Genomic DNA, 21,598 nt, shown 5'->3' on the forward strand with positions numbered 1-21,598 from the left:
CCCCGCCGGGCCCCTGGCCGGCCCCGTCGCTACCGGTGTTCCGGAGCAGGCGCCGCCGGTCCCGGCGCGGGGCCGGCCGGCCGCGAAGAGCCCGTGGGGGCAGGTCTGTTGACGACACCGACCACGCCGTCGACCCGGTACGCCGACCGGATCGCGGCCGCCAGCTCCGCGCCGTGCTCCCCGGGGACGCACAGCGTGACCACACCGTCCCTGACCGAGACGGTCACCTCGGGGGCGGTCCGGCCGAGGACGAGGGGCAGTACGTCGTCGAGGATCTCCCGGCGGATCTCGTCGTCGGTCCGCAGGAACACCCGCAGCAGGTCACGCCGGGTGGCGATGCCGATCAGCCGGTCCTCCTCGTCCACCACCGGCAGCCGCTCGACACCGCGCCGCTCCATCACCCGCGCCGCGTCGGCGATCCGCTGCTCCGGATGCACGGTGATCGCGGGCGTCGACATCAACTCCCGGGCCGTGAGGTCGCGGCCGTCCGCGGACCGGCCCGCCGGACGCCGGATCAGGTCCGTCCCGGAGATCACCCCGATGACCTTGTCGTCCTCGTCCACGACGGGCACGCCGCTGATCCGGTGCCGGTCCAGCAGCCGTACGACGTCCTTGAACGGGGTCCCCCGGCGGGCCCGGACGACCTCACGGGTCATCACCTCACCCACGATGCGGGCCATGCGTCCCACCTCCTCCTCGTCCGCTCCAGCCTCCGGCCGCCGCGGACGGAAGGGCAGGTGCTGTCGGTCCCCTCCGCGGGGCCGGTCGGCCCTCGGACGGCCGCCCGAACCGGACAGCGGGCGCCGCGGGGCCCACACTGGAGTTCTGGCACGCACGGGGCAGGAGGTGAGCCGGTGACGGGCTGGACCTGGGAGTACGACGGCTACGACCCGCAGGCCGAGTCGCTGCGCGAGGCGCTGTGCACGCTGGGCAACGGTTACCTGGCCACCCGCGGGGCGCTGCCGGAGTGCGACGCGGACGCGGTGCACTACCCCGGCACCTACGTGGCCGGCTGCTACGACCGGCTGACGACGGAGGTGGCGGGGCGCCGGGTCGAGAACGAGGACATGGTCAACGTCCCGAACTGGCTGCCGCTCCGGTTCCGCCTCGCGGGGCGGCCCTGGCTCACCCCGGAGACGGCCGAGGCGCGGGACCACCGGCAGGTGCTGCACCTGGCCTCGGGACTCCTGGAACGCCGGACGCGGTACCGGATCGGCGAGGACCGGTCCCTGGTGGTGCGCCAGCAGCGGCTCGTCCACATGGCCGACCCCCATCTGGCGGCCCTGCGCACGGAGTTCACCGCCGAGAACTTCGCCGGGGACCTGGAGGTGGAGGCCGCGCTGGACGGGGGTGTCACCAACGCCGGGGTGGCGCGCTACCGGGACCTGGACGGCCGCCACCTCACCCGGGCGCACACCGGATCCGCCGGGCCGGACACGGTGTGGCTGCGCTGCCGCACCCGCACCTCCGACGTCCGCATCGGCATCGCGGCGCGGCTGACCGCCGACGCGCGGATCACCGCCCGGCACGAGAGGACACGGGTCCACCAGACGGTGCGGCTACCGCTGCTGCCCGGCCGTACGGTCGCCGTCGACAAGACCGTCGCCCTGCACACCTCCCGCGACCCCGCGATCAGCGATCCGCTGGCCGCCGCGGTGGACCGGGTGGCGGCGGCGCCGCCCTTCGACGCGCTGCGCGAGACACAGCTGACCGCCTGGGCCCAGCTGTGGCGGCGGGCCGAGCTGGAGGTGCCCGGCGAGGCGGGGCGTGTCCTGCGGCTGCACCTCTTCCACGTGCTGCAGACCCTCTCCCCGCACACGGCCGACCTCGACGTCGGCGTACCGGCCCGGGGCCTGCACGGCGAGGCCTATCGCGGACATGTCTTCTGGGACGAGCTGTTCGTGCTGCCGTACCTCAACCTGCACTTCCCGGAGGTCTCCCGGGCCCTGCTCCGCTACCGGCACCGCCGCCTGGACCGGGCCGTGGCCGCCGCCCGCGCCACCGGCCGGCGTGGCGCGCTGTACCCGTGGCAGAGCGGCAGCGACGGCCGGGAGGAGACCCAGGAACTGCACCTCAACCCCCGCTCCGGGCGCTGGATGCCGGATCACTCACGGCTCCAGCACCACGTCGGCTCGGCGGTCGCGTACAACGTGTGGCAGTACTGCGAGGCCAGCGGGGACACGGAGTTCCTGCACACCAAGGGCGCCGAGATGCTGCTGCAGATCGCCCGCTTCTGGGCCGACTCGGCGACCTGGGACGAAGGACTGGGCCGGCACCGCCTCCGGGGCGTGATGGGCCCCGACGAGTACCACGACGCCTACCCGTCCTCCCCGCGGCCCGGACTCGACGACAACGCCTACACCAACGTCACCGCCGCCTGGGTGCTCACCCGCGCCCTGGAGGTGCTGCCGACCCTGCCGGAACCCCGACGGCGCGAACTCGCCGAACGAACCGGCCTCGACGAGGGAGAGCTGCAACGCTGGGAGGAGGTCTCCCGCACCCTCCATGTGCCCTTCCACCGCGGTGTCATCAGCCAGTTCGAGGGGTACGGCGACCTCGCCGAGCTCGACTGGGAGGGCTACCGGCGCCGCTACGGCGACATCCGGCGCCTGGACCGGCTCCTGGAGGCGGAGGGCGACACCGTCAACCGCTACCAGGCGTCCAAGCAGGCCGACGTCCTGATGCTCGGCTACCTCTTCTCGCCGCACGAACTCCGCGCCCTCTTCGACCGGTTGGGGCACCGGCTGGACGACGACACCTGGCGCCGGACGGTCGACCACTACCTGCTGCGCACCAGCCACGGCTCCACCCTCAGCGGCCTGGTCCACGGCTGGGTCCTGGCCCGGGCCCGGCGGGCGGAGGCATGGACGTACTGCCAGGAAGCGCTGCTCGGCGATGTCGCCGACGTCCAGGGCGGCACCACCGGCGAGGGCATCCACCTGGGCGCCATGGCCGGCACCCTCGACCTGGTCCAGCGCGGACTGACCGGCCTCGAGACCCGCGCCGGTGCCCTCTGGCTCGACCCCGTGCCGCTGCCGGAGCTCTCGTCCTACGGCTTCTCCCTCCGCTACCGGGGACACTGGGGCGTCCGGCTGCACCTGAGCCGCGGCCGGCTGGAGACGACGGTGCCGCCCTCGGACCGCTCCCCGATCGACATCCGGCTGCCGGGCCGCGCGGTCCGCGTACGGCCGGGGGAGACCCGCGCGATCACCCTGCCGGACCTCACGGACTGACGGCACGGACCGGGCGCCGCGGGACGCTCACGTGGCCAGTCCGGCGCGGCGCGGTGTCCCGGGCTCCGCCAGGGCCGACGCGGTGTCGTCCACCCGGTGGCGCAGTTCCGCGGAGACGTCGACGACACCGTCCACGTCCTGGCACAGGCGTACCACGGCCGGCACGAGCGACCGGCGCTCGACGGTGCCCTTCAGCGACACCCGGCCGTCGACGACCCGCACGGTGACCGCGCCGGGGGCGACGCCCAGGGTGCGGAGCAGCACCTCTCCCGAGATCTCCTCCCGGATGGCGCTGTCGCCCCGGAGGAACACCCGCAGCAGATCGGCCCGGCTGACCAGGCCGACCAGCCGGTCGCCCTCGTCGACCACCGGCAGCCGTTTGACGTGGCGCCTCTCCATGACCTGGGCCGCCTCCACCGCCGTCCACTGCGGCCTGGCCGTCACGGCAGGACTGTGCATCAGTCCTCCGGCGGTCGGACCCGCCTCCTTGCGCAGCAGATCCGCCTCGGAGACCACCCCGACGGCGTGTTCGTCGTCGTCCACGACCGGTACGGCGGTGATGTCGTGCTCGGCGAGCAGCTTGGCGATCTCCTTGAAGCCGGTGTCCCGGCGCACGCTGACGACCGGTGTGGTCATGAGGTCGCCCACCATCCGGTGCCCCATGGTTCCCGCCTCCTCGTGTCGTGTGCGGCCCCTCCTCTCCCCAACTCTCCGCCTGACCCGCCCTCGCCGCATGGGCCGTTCGGCCCCAACCGGCCCTCCTCGCCCGTCCCGGCCCCTTCTCAGAAGAAGCTGAGAAGTTCCTGTGCCAGGCTGGCGCGCCCGATCCGCACGGTGAGTGCCCGATCCCCTGGAGGAATTGCCGATGAGCCTGGTCAACGGCCTGCCCGCACACATACTGCTCGTGCATGTCGTCGTCGTCCTCGTTCCGCTGACCGCCCTGGCGCTCGTCGTCTGCGCGCTACGGCCCGGGGCGGCGCGGCGCATGGGTGTCGTGCTGCCCGCGCTCGCCCTGGTCACGCTCGTGAGCGTGCCGCTCACCACGCAGGCGGGGGAGTGGCTGGAGCGACACGTCGACGGCAACGCCCTGGTGCGCCGGCACGCCGAGCTGGGCGACGGCCTGCTCCCCTGGGTGGGCGGCCTGTTCGTCCTGGCCGCCGCCGTCTGGTGGGCCACCGGCCGCGCCGCCGCGTCCGGCCCGGCGGCCTCGGACGGTGCCCGCCGCCCCGGCGCACCGCTGCGGGTGGCGGCCGCGGTGCTGTCCCTCGTGGTGGCCGCGGGAGCCGTCGTGGACGTCTACCGCATCGGCGACTCGGGAGCGAAGGCGGCGTGGCACGACGGCTTCTCCAAGACGGCGTCGGGCGGCGGGGACGACGACTGAACCCCTCCCCGATCCGCGCCCGCCGGTCCGGGCCGGTCCGGCTAGTCCGGTTCCATGTACGGGCGGCGGAAGACCGGGGCCTGCCCCGGGCCCCACGGGCGCACGGCCGCCAGCGCGTGGGCGACGGCGGACTCCAGTGGTCCGCCGGTGTCGACGGCCACGGCCTCGGGCCACGGGGGTTCCGTGGCCGCCATGGCGGCGGCGACCTCGATCCCCGCGTCGGACATGCCCGGTGCGCGGGTGCTCAGGCGGGCCGCCGAGACCTCGCCCGGGACCCGGCAGTGCAGGGCCACCAGGTCGGCGTCGGTGCGCTCGGCCAGGTGCCGGGCCGCCGTGCGCTGCTCCGCGGCGGACCAGGTGGCGTCCAGGACGACGGACTCGCCGGACGACAGCAGGGCGGCCGCGCGGTCGAGCAGGGTGGAGTAGGTCCTGGCCGTCCACTCGGGCGTGTACAGCCCCTCGCCGTAGGCGGCCGCGGCCGACCGTTCCGGCGGGACACCCGCGAGTTCCTTGCGCAGACGGTCGCTGCTGAGGAGCGTGGCCTCCAGCCGGCCGGCGAGCGCACCCGAGAGGGTGGACTTCCCGCTGCCCGGCAGCCCGCCGACGAGGGTGAGTCCGACGGCGGCGGTGCGCAGGTGACGCAGGGTCGTCGAGATCAGCCGTCGAGCCGCCGGCTCCGCGCCCGGCGCTCCCTGGCCCGCCTGGATGAGCGACACCTTGGCGCGGACGAACGCGCGGTAGGCGACGTAGTGGTGCCACAGGGACGGGGGCGCGGGGTCGCCGGAGTACTCGCTGTACCGGGCGAGGAAGGAGGCCGCCGCCTCCGGGGCGCCGAGCTGTTCCAGGTCCATGGCGAGGAAGGCGGCGTCGTCCAGGCCGTCGACGTAGCGCAGACGGTCGTCGAACTCCAGGCAGTCCAGGACACGGGGGCCGTCGTCGAGGCAGAAGACGTCCTCGGCGAGCAGATCGCCGTGGCCGTCCACCACCCGCCGCTGGGCGATGCGGGAGTCGAAGAGCCGCTCCCGGCCCGCGAGGTAGCGGCGCACCAGCCGCTCGACCTCGGGCATTCCTTCGGGCACGCCGTCGGGCAGGGAGCCGTCGTCGGCCGACGCGTGGATCTGCGCGAAGCTCGCCTCCCACCGGGCCGCCAGCGCGTCCCGCGTGCCCTGTTCGTCCACGTCCCGGCCGCGGGGCGCCTCGGCGTGCCAGGCGGCGAGCCGACGGGCGACGGCCCGCAGGTCGTCGTCGAGCGGAGCACCGGTGCGGACGAGCCGGGAGAGGCGTCGGTCCGCCGGCATCCGGCGCATCACCACGAGAGGTTCCCCGTCTCCGTCCCCGGCCCCGTCCCCGCCCCCGGCCTCGGGACCCGTGAACTCGCCGAGGCCCAGGTACACGTCCGGTGCGAAACGGCGGTTGAGAGTCACCTCGCGTGTGCAGGCAGCCCGGCGGGCGGCCCGTGAGCCGTAGTCCAGGAACCCCAGATCCACCGGTTTCTTGACCTTGTAGGCGCGATCGCCGACGAAGAACACGATCGCGGAGTGCGTCTCGCACACCTCCGCGCGGGGCGGCGGACCCCCCGCTCCGGCCGGTGCCGGGTGACCGCGCTCAGTCATGAGGGACGACGGCCACCGGGCAGCGCCCGTGATGCAGGGCGGCGTGCGCGACGGGCCCCAGGTGCGGTGTCCCGCCGTGGTGGTGCGCCCGCCGCCCGACGACCAGCAGCGCGGCACCTTCGGCGGCCTTCAGGACGGCCTTGGCCGGGCTCGTCAGACGGACGCTGTCGACCACCTCCACCTGCGGGTACTTCTCGTGCCAGGGGCGGAGCGCCCGGCCCAGCTGCTTGCGCGCCTCCTTCGTGATCTCCTCGGTGACGGTGTGGTCCGCACCCCAGGGCATCCGCGCGTGGAGCGGCACGCTGTGGCCGTGGACGGCCAGCAGGGGCACGTCCCGGGCCGCGGCGGAGTGGAACGCGAAGTCGAGCAACTCGTCACCGGGCGTGCGCAGTCCGAGCGCCACGACCACGCGGCCAGGGGGACCGGAGGCCGGCTGCTCCGCCCGCTCGGCGCGGACCAGGACGACGGGCCGCTCGGCCCGCGCCACGACCGGCATGCTGATGTCGCCCATGACGTAGCTCTCGATGGACTCCAGCCCCCGGGAGCCGAGCACGACCATCTCGGAATCCGCGGCGGCCCTGACGAGGGCCACCTGGGCGTCCTCCGGTACCAGGGTGCCGAGCACGGTCAGCCCCGGGTGGTGCGCCTGGAGTTCGGCCTGGGCGGTGTGGACGAGACGTTTCGCCCAGTAGTTCTGGTCCACCTCGGTGGCGACGCGGGCCGGTTCCGGCGCCAGCAGTGGCCATGCGTGCAGCAGGCGCAGCGCGAGTCCCCGTTTCTCGGCCTCGTCGGCGGCCCAGCGGGCGGCGGCGAGGCTCTCGGGTGAGCCGTCCAGGCCCACGGTGACGACGGGTTGCATGGCGCGGCCTCCGTCTCTCCCCTATCGAGGAATACCCCATTCGCCTCCCTCGCGCATGTGGGCGACGTGGGGAGGGGGGCCGGACGCCGGTCCGCGAGGGACTTTCGGCCCTGTGACCGGAGCCCGCCGGTGTCGGAGGGTGGAGGGGCCACGGGGCCGTCGGCACCCGCGCCGTGGTGCCGGCGGGTGCGGGCCGCTGTCGGCCGACGCGCCGTACCCGTACTCCGCGGAGAAAATGGTGGAGGCGCGACGGGTGGCTCACGCGCACACGGCTCATGCGTCGCGGTCCGCGGTCCGTACCGGATGAGGAGGATGGCGATGTCGCACACGGCGGAATGGAAGGCCCGTCTCCACATCTTCGAGGACGACGAGGGGACGACGAAGGCCCATCTGGTGCTGGACACCGGCACCACGGCCCTCACCGGCCACGGCACCGCGCACTGCCATCCGGCGGACCGCGACGTGCCGGAGATCGGCGACGAGTTGGCGGCGGGCCGGGCGATGAACGATCTCGCCCGCAAACTGCTGCAGGCCGCCGAGCGGGACATCGAAGGGGTGGGCGCACCGCGGCCGGGCACGCAGCACGCCGCCGGCTGGCTCCTGTGAGGCGGGCCGCTGAACCATCCCGAAGGAACCAAAGGAGAGGTGGTCACCATGCGAGCTCACGTCGGCGACCAGCTCGTCATCGAGAGCACGACGTCGGGCGCCGCCCGGCGCGACGGTGAGATCGTCGGACTCCGCCATGAGGACGGCACACCGCCGTACGACGTGCGCTGGTCGGACACGGACGAGGTGACGCTCGTGTTCCCCGGTCCCGACGCGCACGTTCACCATCTGGAGCCGCATACGGAGCCGCGTACGGAGCCGCGTACGGAGCCCCGTTCGGAGCTCGGTCCGGAGACCGATCCCGGTGACCTGGGCCGACGCGTGGCCGCCGAACGCCGCAGACAGGGGCTCGGCCTCGAGGAGACGGCCCGCCGCGCCCGGATGTCGCCCGGTTACCTGTCGTACCTGGAGGAGCACCCCGCCGATCCGAGTGTGGCGGCTCTCATCCGGCTCGCCGACGCGCTGGGCACCACCGTCGCCGCGCTGCGCGGCGGCGGGACCGGGCTGCCACCCGGCCAGGGGCACGCGCTGCTGCACCCCCGACTCCAGGATCTCGACGAGGGCGAATGCCGTTCCCTGCTCTCCACCCACGGCGTGGGACGCGTCGCGGTGACCTCGTCCGACGGCCGCCCGGCGGTCGTACCGGTCAACTACGAGGTCGTGGGCGACACCATCGCCTTCCGGACCGCCCCGGACTCGCTGCCCGCGGCGGCCGTGGGCACCGAGGTCGCCTTCGAGGTCGACCACGTGGACGATGCCCTGAGCCAGGGGTGGAGCGTGCTCGCCGTCGGCCACGCGAGCGTCGTCACGCGGCCGGAGGAGGTGCGCGGCCTCACCGAGCACGCCCACACCCCGCCCTGGGCGGGCGGTGAACGCGCGATGTGGGTGTCCATCCGCCCCACGAGCCTCACCGGCCGCAGGATCACCGCAGAAGGGCAGGAGGCGCCGCGCGCGGGAGGTTCCCCGTGATCCGGCAAGCACTCTCCGACGACCGGGTGGCGGCCCTGGTCCATGACGCGGCCGCCGCGCCGTCCATGCACAACGCGCAGCCCTGGCGCTTCCGCTTTCTCCGGCACAGCCGCACCTTCGAGCTGCGCGCGGACTTCGAGCGCACCATGCCGCACGCCGACCCCGACACCCGGGCCCTGCATCTCGGCTGCGCCGCCGCCCTGCTGAACCTGAGGGTGGCGGTCGTCCACGAGGGCCTGCGCCCCGAGACCGTGCTGCTGCCCGACCCCGCCGACCGCGCCCTCCTCGCGAGGGTGCGGCTGACCGACGGCGGTGAGGGGGAACGGGACCTCGGCGCGCTGCATCCGGCGATCCACCGGCGGCACACCAGCCGTCAGCCGTTCGAGGAGAGGGAGATCCCCGAAGCCGTACGGGAGGCTCTTGTCGCCGCCGCGCACGCCGAGGGCGCGACGCTGACGTTCCCCACCGGATGGCATCTGCGGGAGGTGCTGGAACTCTTCCGCGAGGCCGAGGCCCGCAACCGTACCGACCCCGGCAGCGACCAGGACCTGATCCGGTGGACCGGCGGCGACGCGGTGTCGGTGGGCAGCGCCGGCGAGGGCGTCCCGCACTGGGCCTACGGGCCGCGCATGCGCGGCGGCCGGGCCCCCATGCGCGACTTCGCCGGGGCGCGGCCGACGGCCGGACGCGATGCCGCCGACTTCGAACAGAGCCCGCAACTGGCCCTCGTCAGCACGGTCCACGACCGCCGCGAGGACTGGCTCCGCGCCGGCCAGGCCATGGAACGCGTCCTGCTCCTGGCCACTCTGCACGGCCTGTCCGCCTCCTTCGCCACCCAGCCCCTCGAATGGACGGACCTGCGCTGGCCCCTGCGCGACCCGGCGACCGGGACGGGCCCCACCCAGGTCGTGCTGCGCCTCGGCTACGGCCCCCGGGGCCCCGCCACCCCACGCCGGGACGTCTCGCGGGTACTCGACATCCGGCCCTGACGTACGACGGGGCCGCTCCCACCGAGGACGAAGCGGCGAAGGGAGGACGCCATGAGAGTCGGGGTGCTGACCGGCGGCGGGGACTGTCCCGGTCTCAACGCCGTCATCCGCAGCGTCGTGCGCAAGGGCGTCCAGGAGTACGGGTTCGATTTCGTCGGTCTGCGCGACGGATGGCGGGGCGCGCTCCAGGGCAAGGTGGTGCCGCTGGACGTGTCCGTCGTACGGGGGATCCTGCCCCGCGGCGGGACCGTCCTCGGTTCCTCCCGCACGAACCCCTTCGCACACGAGGACGGGGTGCGGCGCGTCCAGGACACCCTTGCCGCGCACGCAATCGACGCGCTCGTGGTGATCGGCGGAGAGGACACGCTGGGTGCCGCCGCCCGACTCGGCCGACAGGGGATCCGGCTGGTCGGCGTGCCGAAGACGATCGACAACGACGTGGTCGGCACCGACTACACCTTCGGTTTCGACACGGCCGTCGGGATCGCGACCGAGGCCATCGACCGCCTCCACACCACCGCCGAGTCGCACATGCGCACCCTGGTGGTGGAGGTGATGGGGCGGCATTCCGGCTGGATCGCCCTGCACGCCGGGGTCGCGGGCGGCGCCAACGCCATCCTCATCCCGGAGCGGCCGTTCGACATCGACCAGGTGTGTGCCTGGGTGCGGAGCCGCTTCAGGACCAACTACGCGCCGATCGTGGTCGCCGCCGAGGGGGCCGTGCCCGTGGAGGGGCGGGAGATCCTCAAGGACCGGTCCCTGGACGAGTACGGCCATGTGCGGCTGTCGGGTGTCGGCGAGTGGCTGGCGCGGGAGATCTCGCGGCGCACGGGCACGGACGCCCGTACGACGGTCCTCGGCCACGTCCAGCGCGGTGGCACGCCGAGCGCCTTCGACCGGTGGCTGGCCACCCGCTTCGGGCTGCACGCCGTGGACGCGGTGCGGGAAGGGGACTTCGGCACGATGGTGGCCCTGCGCGGCACGCGGATCGTCCGCACCGCGCTGCCGGAGCCCGGGGCGCGGAACAAGACGGTGGATCTGTCCCTGTACGACGAGTTCGGGGTGTTCTTCGGCTGATCCCCTCCGCCGCCGGCCGGGCGGGACGGCCGGGTCCAGGACCGGGGACCGTCCGGCCGCCGACAGGGCCCGATGGCCCCGTGCCCGGGCGGGGCCCCGTGACGACAGTGGTCACGGGACGCCGCGTGAGCGCCCCGGTGGCGCGGTCCACCGTGCGGAGGAAGGGGCGGGCGACATGGTCGAGCAGTCGAAACCGGGGGACGGGGCTTCCCCGTCGGGGCCGTCGGTGCCGGGTCGGGCGTGGCTGATGCTGGCGCTGGCCACGGCGGGTTTCGCGGTCAACTTCTGGGCGTGGGCGCTGCTGAGCCCGTTGGGCCCGCGGTTCAAGGAGAGCCTGGACCTGTCGTCGTTCCAGCAGTCGCTGCTGGTGGCGGTGCCGGTCGTGGTGGGCTCCCTCGGCCGGGTCCCGGTGGGAGCGCTGACGGACCGGTTCGGCGGCCGGGTCATGTTCCCGGTCGTGACGGCGGGCACCGTCGTCCCGGTGCTCTACCTCGGCCTGGCCGGGCACTCCTCGCTCACCGCCCTGCTGGCCGGTGGGTTCTTCCTCGGGATCGGCGGCACGGCGTTCGCCGTCGGCGTCCCCTTCGTCAACGCGTGGTTCCCGCCCGAGCGGCGGGGCCTGGCCATCGGTGTCTTCGGCGCCGGCATGGGCGGCACCGCGATCAGCGCCCTGACCACGGTGAAGCTGGTCGACGCGCACAGCATGGCCACCCCGTTCCTGATCACCGCAGTGACGCTGGCCGTCTACGCCGTGGCCGCGGCGCTGCTGCTGCGCGACGCGCCGGGGCGGACGGTGCCGGCCGGGCCGCTGGGACGCCGGCTGGCCGCCACGTTCCGTCTGCGGGTCACCTGGCAGGCATCCGCGCTGTACGCGGTGGCGTTCGGCGGCTACGTGGCCTTCTCCGTCTACCTGCCCACCTACCTCAAGACCGGCTACGGCCTGACACAGGCGGACGCCGCGAACCGGATGGCGGGGTTCGTGCTGCTCGCGGTGGCGATGCGGCCGGTGGGCGGCTGGCTGTCGGACCGGCTGGGGCCGGTCCGGGTGCTGGCGGGTTCGCTGGCCGTGGTCGTGGCCGGGGCCGTGGGGCAGTCGTTCACCCCGGCGCTGGCCCCGGCGGGCACGGTCGCCTTCCTGGCCATGGCCGCGGCCCTCGGCGCGGGCAGCGGCGCGACCTTCGCCCTGGTCGCCCTGCTGACCCCGGCCGAGCGGGTCGGCTCCGTCACGGGGGTGGTCGGCGCCGCGGGCGGACTGGGCGGATTCCTGCCGCCGCTGGTGATGGGCTCGCTGTACGGCGAGTACGGAACCTACGCCGCCGGTCTCGCGCTGCTCGCGATCGTGGCCGCCGCGGCACTGGCCTACACCCTCACCGCCGTGCGCACCGCCGTCCGGGGCGACGACCGGGCACCGCTCACCGGCGGCGGGCAGCGGCCCCGCACCGCCCGCACCACGGCGTGAGCGCGCACGGTGGTCTCCGGCCCGCCCCCCTCACGGTGAGGCGGGCGCGTGCGGGGAGCGGAGCACGAGGAGGGTGATCTCGCTGGGGGCGAAGACCCGGAACGGCGGGCCCCAGAAGCCGGTGCCGCGGCTGGTGTAGAGGAGGGTGCGGGCGCCGTGCCGGCTGAGTCCCGCGAGGGCGGGCTGGTCGAGGCGGACCAGGTGGTGGAAGGGCCAGATCTGGCCGCCGTGGGTGTGGCCGGAGAGCTGGAGGTCGATGCCTGCGGCCGCCGCCCGGTCGACGAACGTGGGCTGGTGGGCGAGGAGCAGGACGGGCAGGTCGGGATCGGCGCCGTCGAGGGCTCCGGCGAGGTGGGCCCGGTGGCCCGCCAGTCCGGAGGACTCGGCGGTGACGTCGTCCACCCCGGCGACCACCAGGGTGTCGCCTCCCCGTTCGAGCAGCAGATGGCGGTTGCGCAGGGGCTCCCAGCCCAGCTCGTCCATCAGGTCGACCCAGCCCTGGGCCTCGCTGTAGTACTCGTGGTTGCCGGTGACGTAGACCCGGGCCCGGGTCGCCCGCACGGTGGCGAGGGGGGCGGCCTGGGCGCGGCGGCGGTCGGCCGTGCCGTCCGCGATGTCCCCGGTGTGACAGACCAGGTCGGCCTCCAGGGTGTTCACCGTCTCGCACACCCGCGCCGACCAGCGGGCGCGGTCGAGGGGGCCGTAATGGGTGTCGGTGACGAGGACGACACGCAGGCCGTCCAGTCCGGCACCCAGCCGGGGCAGGGGCATGTCGAGCCGGCGCACGCGGGGGACGCGGCGGGCCTCGGCGTGACCCCAGGCGAGCAGGACCGCGGTGACGCCGAGGACGGCCCACGTGACGATCCGGGCCCGGTCCTGGCTCCCGCCGGCGCCGGCCACGGTGAGGGCGAGCCGCAGGAGGACGCCGAGCAGCACGGACCAGGTGAACAGGACCCAGCTGGTGCCCAGCAGGGTGTCCCCGACGATCGCCGCCCGGTCCTGCTGGCGCCGGCCGTGGCCGCGCGCCATCGCGAGCGGCATCCCGACGAGACCGAGGGCGAACAGGGCGGTGCCGGCCGTCGTGACGGGCAGCGGCCAGTGCTGGCCGCCGTACAGGAGTACCCAGCAGGGCACGACCCACAGCAGGACGGGGGCGATGAGGGGGAGGTAACGGATCAGGCGGTGCAGTCGGTTCCGCCGCTGCGAAGGCGCTTCGCCCTCGGCGGGCCGGGTCTCGCTGGTGTCGGTCACGCTTTCCCCCCTGGCCGGGCTGCCGTCCCTCGCACTGTATCCGCTCACTCCGGACCCCCTACTTTGTCCTGCGACTGGAAAAAGTGGGAGCCTACTGCTGCGTAACTACTTCCCAGGCTGGAAAATGGTTGTTACGTTCCTCTCCGAAGGCCTGACGGCCTGACGGCACAGGCGCCGGAGAGGGGAGGGGCCGTGAGACGGATGACCGCTCGACCCGAGAACGCTCACCAGGCGCGGCTGCTTCGTCTCCTGCGTGACAACGGGTCCCACTCCCGTGCCCGGATGGGCGATCTGGTGGACCTGTCCCGTTCCAAGCTGGCGGTCGAGGTGGACCGGCTGCTGGAGACGGGGCTGGTGGTCGCGGACGGGCTGGCCCCGTCCCGGGGCGGCCGGCGGTCGCACAACATCCGACTGGCGCCGACCCTGCGCTTCCTCGGTGTCGACATCGGTGCCACATCGGTCGATGTCGCCGTGACGAACGCGGAGTTGGAGGTCCTGGGGCATCTGAACCAGCCCCTGGACGTCCGTGAGGGTCCGGTGGCGGTCTTCGAGCAAGTGCTGTCGATGGCCGCCAAGCTCAGGGCCTCCGGTCTCGCGGAGGGCTTCGACGGCGCCGGGATCGGCGTCCCGGGGCCGGTCCGCTTCCCCGAGGGCGTACCGGTCGCGCCACCGATCATGCCGGGCTGGGACGGCTTCCCGGTCCGGGAGGCACTCAGCCAGGAACTCGGCTGCCCGGTCATGGTCGACAACGACGTGAACCTGATGGCGACGGGGGAGCAGCACGCGGGCGTCGCGCGCTCCGTGGGCGACTTCCTCTGCGTCAAGATCGGTACCGGCATCGGCTGCGGCATCGTCGTCGGCGGCGAGGTCTACCGTGGGACGACGGGCAGCGCCGGCGACATCGGTCACATCCAGGTGGAGCCGGAAGGACGTACGTGCGCGTGCGGCAACCGCGGTTGCCTGGAAGCCCACTTCAGCGGTGCCGCGCTGGCCGTCGACGCGGAACAGGCCGCGCGCGAGGGCCGGTCGGCGCAGTTCGCCGCCCGGCTGGAGACGGCCGGGCGTCTGACGGCCGAGGACGTGTCGGCCGCCGCGGCGGCGGGGGACCCGGTGGCCCTCGAACTGATCCGGGAGGGCGGGAAGCGCCTGGGACAGGTCATCGCCGGGCTCGTCAGTTTCTTCAACCCGGGGCTGGTGGTGATCGGCGGCGGTGTGACCGGGCTCGGGCACACGTTGCTGGCCAGCGTCCGGACCCAGGTGTACCGGCAGTCCCTGCCGCTGGCCACCCGTAATCTGCCGATCGTGCTGGGCGAGTTGGGACAGGCGGCCGGAGTCATCGGCGCGGCCCGGCTCATCAGCGACCACGTCTTCTCACCGGCCTGACCTCCGTCCGCCCCCGGGGGCGACGGAACAGCGCCGTCGTCAGCAGCCCCCTCGACGCGTCAACGCGACCATCCCCGGGCCCTCAGCGCCCTGCACAGCAGCCACGCCGCAAGCCCGTAAGCCGCCCTCGCCGTGACCGCCGTACGACCCCTCGGCGGCCGGCTCCCCCACCGCGTGCACGGCCGCCGGGCCCGTACGCCCGCCGCCCCGCGCTGCCCTGCTCCTTCCCGCCCTCTCCTCACCCGTACGCCCCGGAGCCCGCGCCGCCAGGGGCTCCCCGGAGCCGCCCGGCCACCCGAACCGACGTGCCCGCCCTGACCGCTCACAGCCCTGTCCGCTCACGGCCCGCACCCGCCGAGGGGATTCCTCATGGCACCACGACCACCCCTGCTCACCATGTCCGGCATCACCAAGTCCTTCCCCGGCGTGCGCGCCCTGGACGGTGTGGACCTCGAGGTCCGAGCCGGCGAAGTCCACTGCCTCCTCGGCCAGAACGGGGCCGGCAAGTCCACCCTGATCAAAGTGCTCGCCGGAGCCCACCAGCCCGACGGCGGCGAGATCACCTGGCAGGGCGTCCCCGTGACCCTCGGCTCACCCATCGCCGCCATGCGGCTCGGCATCGCCACCATCTACCAGGAACTCGATCTGATCGAGGGACTGTCCGTCGCGGAGAACGTCTTCCTGGGGCACGAACCCACCTCCGCCGGGTTCGTGGTGCGCGGCTCCGCCGCCCGCACGGCGACCGCGGCGCTGCTGCGACGCCTCGGGCACGCGGAGATCGATCCGGCGCGGCTCGTCGGCGAACTGTCCGCGGCGCAGCGGCAGATCGTCTCGATGGCCCGCGCGCTCTCCCACGACGTCCGGCTGATCGTGATGGACGAGCCGTCGGCGGCGCTCGACCCCGAGGAGGTGGACAACCTCTTCAGGATCGTGGGCGATCTGACGGCCGAGGGTGTCGCCGTCATCTACATCTCCCACCGTCTGGAGGAGATCCGGCGCATCGGCGAGCGGGTCACGGTCCTCAAGGAGGGCCGGTCGGTCGCCGGCGGACTGCCCGCCGAGTCGACGCCGACCGAGGAGATCGTGGCGCTGATGACCGGGCGGAAGGTGGAGTACGTCTTCCCCGACCGCCCCGCGGCCGGGTTCGCGGCGGGGAGAGAACCCGTGCTGAGGGTCGAAGGGCTCACCCGGCGCGGGGAGTTCGCCCCCGTCGACCTGGAACTGCGGCCCGGTGAGATCGTCGGACTGGCCGGGCTCGTGGGGTCCGGGCGCAGCGAGATCCTGGAGACGGTCTACGGCGCCCGCAGGCCCGACGCCGGCCGGGTCCTCGTCGACGGCACCCCGCTGCGCCCCGGCAGTGTCCGCGCCGCCGTCCGCGCGGGCATCGGCCTCGCGCCCGAGGAACGCAAGGCGCAGGGGCTGCTGATGCTGGAGTCCGTCAGCAGCAACGTCTCCGTCTCCACCCTGTCCCGGTTCGCGCGCGCGGGCTGGCTCGACCGGCGCTCCGAGCGGGCCGCGGCACACCGGGCGGTCCGGGAACTGTCCCTCCGACCGGACGATCCCGATGCCGCGGTCAGGACCCTGTCCGGAGGCAACCAGCAGAAGGCGGTCCTCGCCCGCTGGCTGCTGCGGGGCTGCAAGGTGCTGCTCCTCGACGAGCCGACCAGGGGTGTCGACATCGGTGCCCGGGCGGAGCTCTACGCGGTGATCCGCCGACTGGCCGACGAGGGCCTGGCCGTGCTCCTGGTGTCCAGCGAGGTGCCCGAGGTGCTGGGTCTCGCCGACCGGGTGCTGGTCCTGCGGGAGGGCAGCGTCGTGCACACGGCGGACGCCCGCGAGCTCGACGAGCACCGTGTACTCGATCTTGTGATGGAAGGGAGCCCGACGCCATGACGCAGCCGGCCACCGCGGGGCAGCGGGAAGCGGCCGAGGCCGCCGCCAAGTCCACCGGAGTGCAGAGGAGTTCGCGCCGACTCGGGCTGCGGTGGGATGTGCGCAGCCTGTCCCTGCTCGGGGTCCTCGCCGTCCTCGTCGCGGTCGGCGGGATCACCGCGCCGGACGCGTTCCTGGCGACCAGCAATCTGCAACTCGTCCTCACCCAGGCGTCCGTGATCGGCGTCGTGACCGTCGGTATGACGTTCGTCATCACCAGCGGCGGCATCGACCTGTCGGTCGGCGCGATCGTGGCGCTCGCCTCCGTGTGGGCGACGACCGTGGCCACCCAGGAGTTCGGCTTCACGGGCGTCCTCTTCACCGCGGTCGTCGTCGGGGTGGGCTGTGGTCTCGTGAACGGTCTGCTGATCGCCTACGGCAGGATGGTGCCGTTCATCGCGACACTGGCCATGCTCGCCTCCGCCCGGGGTCTGGCCCTGCAGATCACGGACGGCAGCACCCAGATCGTGACCGTGGCGTCCGTGCTCGATCTCGGGGCCAGGGACTCCTACGTGCTCGGTGTCCCGCCCCTCGTCCTGATCTTCGCCGCGGTCACCGTCATCGGCTGGCTGCTGCTCAACCGCACCACCTTCGGCCGGCGCACCGTCGCGGTCGGCGGCAACGCGGAGGCGGCCCGCCTCGCCGGCATCGACGTACGCCGCCAGCGTCTGTACCTGTACCTGCTGTCCGGACTGTGCTGCGGCATCGCCGCGTTCATGCTGATCGTGCTGGCCGGCTCGGGCCAGAACACCAACGGCAACCTCTACGAGCTGGACGCCATCGCCGCGGCCATCATCGGCGGCACCCTGCTCAGCGGCGGTCGCGGCACGATCCTCGGCTCCGTCCTCGGTGTCCTGGTGTTCACCACGATCACCAACATCTTCGCCCTGAACAACCTGGAGACCGCTGTCCAGCAGATCGCCAAGGGCGCCATCATCGTCGCCGCCGTCCTGGTCCAGCGCCGCTCGGCGCCCGGCGACGCCTGACGCCGCCGCCCGGTCCCCGCCCCACCCTCACCGCGCACCACCCAGTCGAAGGGTCGATCCGCCATGGCAAGAATCCCCTCCACCAGCCGCAGAGCAGTGCTGTTCGGCACCGCGGCGGTGTCCGCCGGTGCGCTGCTGACGGCCTGCACCAGCAACGAGCCCGCGAAGCAGGAGCAGGCCGCGGACAACGCCCCGGTCGCGGACGACAAGCCCGGCAAGGCCGTCACCATCGGCTTCGCCGGCCCCCAGGCCGACCACGGCTGGCTCAACGCCATCAACGACAACGCCAAGTCCCGTGCCGGGAAGTACTCCGACGTCACGCTGGAGATCACCGAGGGCTCCAACGACATCGCCCAGCAGATCGGCCAGATCCAGACCCTGATCAACAAGAAGGTCGACGTCCTGGTGATCCTGCCGGCCGACGGCAAGGCCCTCACCCAGGTGGGCCTCCAGGCGATGAGGGCCGGCATCCCCGTCGTCAACCTGGACCGCGTCTTCGCCTCCCCCGAGGCGTACCGCTGCTGGATCGGCGGCGACAACTACGGCATGGGGCTCAACGCCGGCCACTTCATCGGCGAACGGCTCAAGGACAAGCCGAACGCCAAGGTCGTCGAACTCGCCGGCCTCGACAACCTCGAACTGACCCAGCAGCGCACCAAGGGCTTCGACGACGCCCTGAAGAACTACCCCAACATCAAGAAGGTGGCCCGCCAGGCGGCCGACTTCACGGTCGAGTCCGGTCAGGCGAAGATGGCGCAACTGCTCCAGGCCCAGTCGCGGTTCGACGCGCTGTGGAACCACGACGACGACCAGGGCGTGGGCGCGCTGCGCGCCATCGACCAGGCCGGCCGCGACGACTTCCTGATGGTCGGCGGCGCGGGGGCCAAGTCGGCGATGGACGCCATCAAGGCCGACAACGGCGTACTCAAGGCGACCGTCCTGTACCCGCCGACGATGGCCGCCTCCGCCATCGACCTCGCCCGGGCGCTCGCCCAGGGCAAGGGCGTCGGCGGCCTCGCCGAGTTCGAGATCCCCTCCTCGCTGACGCTCTACTCGGCCGTGGTCACCAAGGACAACGTCGACCAGTACCTGCCGACCGGCTTCATCTGACCGGTCCGGGCCGCGCGGCCCGCGACGACAGCGACGAGTCACTGACACTCCGACGTGGAGGAATCCGTATGGAACAGAGGGACGGTCGGACCGCACCGCCGGCACTCGGTGTGGGCATGGTCGGCTACGCGTTCATGGGAGCCGCGCACTCACAGGGGTGGCGCACCGTCGGGCACGTGTTCGACCTGCCGCTGCGGCCGGTCCTGGCCGCGATCGCCGGCCGCGACGCGCACGCGGTGCGGGCGGCGGCCGGCAAGCACGGCTGGGCCGCGGCGGAGACCGACTGGCGCGCCCTCGTGGCTCGCGACGACGTGCATCTCGTCGACATCTGCACACCGGGCGACAGCCATGCGGAGATCGCGATCGCGGCCCTGGCGGCGGGCAAGCACGTGCTGTGCGAGAAGCCGCTCGCCAACTCCGTCGCCGAGGCGGAGGCCATGGCCGCCGCGGCCGACGCGGCCCGCGGACGCGGACAGGTGGCCATGGTGGGCTTCAACTACCGTCGGGTGCCCGCCCTCACCTACGCCCACCGGCTCATCGCCGAGGGCAGACTCGGCGCCGTGCGCCATGTGCGGGTCAGCTACCTCCAGGACTGGCTGGTCGACCCCGACTTCCCGCTGACCTGGCGGCTGCAGCGGGAGCACGCGGGGTCGGGGGCGCTCGGCGACCTCGGCGCGCACATCGTCGACCTCGCGCAGTACGTGACCGGTGAGCTGCTGGTCGGCGTCTCCGCGCAGCTCGAGACCTTCGTCAGGGAACGCCCCCGCCTCGACGGCGCCTCCTCCGCACCGACCGGACTCACCGCTCCTACCGCCCCCACCGCTTCCGGCGGCCCCGGGCCGGCCCGCGGTCCGGTGACGGTGGACGACGCCGCCGTCTTCACCGGCCGGCTCGCCTCGGGGGCGCTCGCCACGTTCGAGGCGACCCGGATGGCCCCGGGCCGCAAGAACGCCCTCCGGCTGGAGGTGAACGGGGAGTCCGGGTCGCTCGCCTTCGACCTGGAGCGGCTCAACGAGCTGTACTTCCTCGACCACCGGGAGCCGGCCGCCACGGCGGGGTTCCGCAGGATCGTCGTCACCGAGGCGGAGCACCCGTACCTGGAGGGCTGGTGGCCGCCGGGCCATGTGCTCGGCTACGAGCACACCTTCGCCCACCAGGCCCGCGACCTGGTCGAGGCCGTCGCGTCCGGCACCGACCCCGTGCCGTCGTTCGCCGACGGTCTGCAGGTGCAGCGGGTGCTCGCCGCGGTCGAGGAGAGTGCGCAGAAGAACTCCGTCTACACCCCCGTCCAGGCCGTCGAGGCCGTGGTCCGCTAATACACCGGCAGGAACCCCGTTGGGAGGCACCATGCCACGCCCGTTCACCCTGTTCACCGGCCAGTGGGCCGATCTGCCCCTGGAGGAGGTCTGCCGACTGGCCGCCGAATTCGGCTACGACGGCCTCGAACTCGCCTGCTGGGGAGACCACTTCGAGGTCGACAAGGCCCTGGCCGATCCCGCCTACCTGGCCGGCCGGCACGCCCTGCTGGACAAGTACGGCCTGCGCTGCTGGGCGATCTCCCAGCATCTCGTCGGCCAGGCCGTCTGCGACCACCCCATCGACGAACGGCACCAGGGCATCCTGCCCGCCCGGATCTGGGGGGACGGGGAGCCGGAGGGCGTGCGGCGGCGGGCCGCCGCCGAGATCAAGGACACGGTCCGGGCCGCGGCCGCCTTCGGCGTCGACACGGTCGTCGGATTCACCGGATCGTCGATCTGGCATCTGGTGGCGATGTTCCCCCCGGTGCCCGAGCGGATGATCGAGCGCGGCTACGAGGACTTCGCGGAGCGCTGGAACCCGATTCTGGACGTGTGCGACGCCGAGGGCGTCCGCTTCGCCCACGAGGTCCACCCGAGCGAGATCGCCTACGACTACTGGACCACCGCACGTGCCTTGGAGGCGGTGGACAACCGGCCGGCGTTCGGGCTCAACTTCGACCCCAGCCACTTCGTCTGGCAGGACCTGGACCCGGTCGGCTTCCTCTACGACTTCCGGGACCGGATCTACCACGTCGACTGCAAGGAGGCCCGCAAGCGCCTGGACGGGCGCAACGGGCGGCTCGGCTCCCATCTGCCCTGGGGCGACCCGCGGCGCGGCTGGGACTTCGTCTCCGCCGGGCACGGTGACGTCCTCTGGGAGGACGTGTTCCGGATGCTTCGCTCGATCGGTTACGACGGTCCGGTCTCCGTCGAGTGGGAGGACGCCGGCATGGACCGCCTCGTCGGCGCCCCGCGCGCCCTCGCCCACCTGAAGCGCTTCGACTTCGACCCGCCCGCGGCGTCCTTCGACGCCGCCTTCGGAGGCGGCGAGAAATAGGTCCTGTCGTCTGGATCACGCCGCGCGTCGCGCGGCTACGTCGGCCCAGCCGACCTGATCCACACGACAGGCCCTGGTCGCGACCGCGGCCGGGACACCCCGACGCCCCGTGCCGTCGGGGTGGTCCCCCCTGCCCCGGTCCCCCTTTTCCCCTGCCGGCGGCCCTCTCGCCGCCCGCCCCCACACCGTGACCGCGCCCGCCACGGAGCATCTTTGCGGTGCCGCGGTCCGAGCCGCCCTGGTGCCGGCGGCGGGGGCAGGTCCCCGAGCTCCCGAGCCCCGCCCACCGCGCGGCCGTGCACCCGGCACCTGGAGGTCGAGACCTACACCTGGCAGGCGCTCCCGCCGAAGCTGCGCCCCCGCACGCGGACCCGGCTCGTCGACGGCATCGCCGG

General features: G+C 73.5%; 18 protein-coding genes. 13 read left to right on the forward strand and 5 right to left on the reverse strand.

The window, feature by feature from the left end; all coding sequences use genetic code 11:
* Positions 1–29: 29 nt before the first annotated feature.
* Complete coding sequence (locus U5640_RS39435) at positions 30–680, reverse strand: CBS domain-containing protein (RefSeq protein WP_340384023.1); 651 nt, start codon at positions 678–680, stop codon at positions 30–32.
* A gap of 174 nt (positions 681–854) precedes the next feature.
* On the opposite strand from U5640_RS39435, the gene U5640_RS39440 reads away from it, so the two are divergent.
* Positions 855–3,233, forward strand: a complete 2,379-nt coding sequence (locus U5640_RS39440) for a glycosyl hydrolase family 65 protein (protein ID WP_340384024.1) — start codon at positions 855–857, stop codon at positions 3,231–3,233.
* A gap of 27 nt (positions 3,234–3,260) precedes the next feature.
* Here U5640_RS39440 and U5640_RS39445 read toward each other — a convergent pair whose 3' ends face one another.
* The gene (locus U5640_RS39445) at positions 3,261–3,896 is read right to left on the reverse strand and encodes a CBS domain-containing protein (protein ID WP_340384025.1); all 636 of its coding nucleotides are present in this window, start codon (positions 3,894–3,896) and stop codon (positions 3,261–3,263) included.
* Positions 3,897–4,098: 202 nt separating this feature from the next.
* On the opposite strand from U5640_RS39445, the gene U5640_RS39450 reads away from it, so the two are divergent.
* Positions 4,099–4,614: a DUF2231 domain-containing protein gene (locus U5640_RS39450; RefSeq protein WP_340384026.1), complete on the forward strand. Its 516-nt coding sequence runs from the start codon at positions 4,099–4,101 to the stop codon at positions 4,612–4,614.
* Between the two features lie 41 nt (positions 4,615–4,655).
* Here U5640_RS39450 and U5640_RS39455 read toward each other — a convergent pair whose 3' ends face one another.
* Positions 4,656–6,227, reverse strand: a complete 1,572-nt coding sequence (locus U5640_RS39455) for an AAA family ATPase (RefSeq protein WP_340384027.1) — start codon at positions 6,225–6,227, stop codon at positions 4,656–4,658.
* Positions 6,220–7,086 carry a universal stress protein gene (locus U5640_RS39460; protein WP_340384028.1) on the reverse strand — a complete coding sequence of 289 codons (867 nt, stop codon included), beginning with the start codon at positions 7,084–7,086 and terminating at the stop codon, positions 6,220–6,222. The genes U5640_RS39455 and U5640_RS39460 overlap by 8 nt, the downstream gene beginning before the upstream one ends.
* A 318-nt stretch (positions 7,087–7,404) precedes the next feature.
* Here U5640_RS39460 and U5640_RS39465 point away from each other — a divergent pair, with 318 nt between their 5' ends.
* The 5 genes from U5640_RS39465 (at position 7,405) to U5640_RS39485 (ending at position 12,186) form a co-directional block, all read left to right on the forward strand.
* A complete protein-coding gene (locus tag U5640_RS39465; RefSeq protein ID WP_340384029.1) occupies positions 7,405–7,692 on the forward strand; it encodes a DUF1876 domain-containing protein in 288 nt (95 codons plus the stop codon).
* Between the two features lie 48 nt (positions 7,693–7,740).
* On the forward strand, positions 7,741–8,661 hold the full coding sequence (locus tag U5640_RS39470; protein ID WP_340384030.1) for a pyridoxamine 5'-phosphate oxidase family protein: 921 nt from the start codon (positions 7,741–7,743) through the stop codon (positions 8,659–8,661).
* A gap of 65 nt (positions 8,662–8,726) precedes the next feature.
* Positions 8,727–9,650: a nitroreductase gene (locus U5640_RS39475; RefSeq protein ID WP_340385609.1), complete on the forward strand. Its 924-nt coding sequence runs from the start codon at positions 8,727–8,729 to the stop codon at positions 9,648–9,650.
* Positions 9,651–9,701: 51 nt separating this feature from the next.
* Positions 9,702–10,727: a 6-phosphofructokinase gene (locus U5640_RS39480; RefSeq protein ID WP_340384031.1), complete on the forward strand. Its 1,026-nt coding sequence runs from the start codon at positions 9,702–9,704 to the stop codon at positions 10,725–10,727.
* A gap of 175 nt (positions 10,728–10,902) precedes the next feature.
* Positions 10,903–12,186 carry an MFS transporter gene (locus tag U5640_RS39485; protein ID WP_340384032.1) on the forward strand — a complete coding sequence of 428 codons (1,284 nt, stop codon included), beginning with the start codon at positions 10,903–10,905 and terminating at the stop codon, positions 12,184–12,186.
* A 30-nt stretch (positions 12,187–12,216) separates the two neighbouring features.
* Here U5640_RS39485 and U5640_RS39490 read toward each other — a convergent pair whose 3' ends face one another.
* Positions 12,217–13,437 (reverse strand): metallophosphoesterase, encoded by a 1,221-nt coding sequence (locus tag U5640_RS39490; protein ID WP_340384033.1) that lies wholly within the window; start codon positions 13,435–13,437, stop codon positions 12,217–12,219.
* Positions 13,438–13,638: 201 nt separating this feature from the next.
* Between U5640_RS39490 and U5640_RS39495 the strand changes: the two genes are divergently transcribed.
* From U5640_RS39495 to U5640_RS39520, 6 genes are all read left to right on the forward strand, one after another.
* Complete coding sequence (locus U5640_RS39495; RefSeq protein ID WP_340384034.1) at positions 13,639–14,820, forward strand: ROK family transcriptional regulator; 1,182 nt, start codon at positions 13,639–13,641, stop codon at positions 14,818–14,820.
* 369 nt (positions 14,821–15,189) lie between these two features.
* Positions 15,190–16,713: a sugar ABC transporter ATP-binding protein gene (locus U5640_RS39500; protein ID WP_340384035.1), complete on the forward strand. Its 1,524-nt coding sequence runs from the start codon at positions 15,190–15,192 to the stop codon at positions 16,711–16,713.
* Positions 16,710–17,738, forward strand: a complete 1,029-nt coding sequence (locus U5640_RS39505; protein WP_340384036.1) for an ABC transporter permease — start codon at positions 16,710–16,712, stop codon at positions 17,736–17,738. Before U5640_RS39500 ends, U5640_RS39505 begins: the two co-directional genes overlap by 4 nt.
* A 63-nt stretch (positions 17,739–17,801) precedes the next feature.
* The gene (locus U5640_RS39510) at positions 17,802–18,848 is read left to right on the forward strand and encodes a substrate-binding domain-containing protein (RefSeq protein WP_340384037.1); all 1,047 of its coding nucleotides are present in this window, start codon (positions 17,802–17,804) and stop codon (positions 18,846–18,848) included.
* A 68-nt stretch (positions 18,849–18,916) separates the two neighbouring features.
* Positions 18,917–20,164, forward strand: coding sequence for a Gfo/Idh/MocA family oxidoreductase (locus U5640_RS39515; protein ID WP_340384038.1), 1,248 nt, complete (start codon positions 18,917–18,919; stop codon positions 20,162–20,164).
* Between the two features lie 31 nt (positions 20,165–20,195).
* Positions 20,196–21,203, forward strand: coding sequence for a sugar phosphate isomerase/epimerase family protein (locus U5640_RS39520; protein ID WP_340384039.1), 1,008 nt, complete (start codon positions 20,196–20,198; stop codon positions 21,201–21,203).
* Positions 21,204–21,598: the final 395 nt, after the last annotated feature.

The organism is Streptomyces sp. SS7, from assembly GCF_037993025.1.
Taxonomy (GTDB): Bacteria; Actinomycetota; Actinomycetes; order Streptomycetales; family Streptomycetaceae; genus Streptomyces.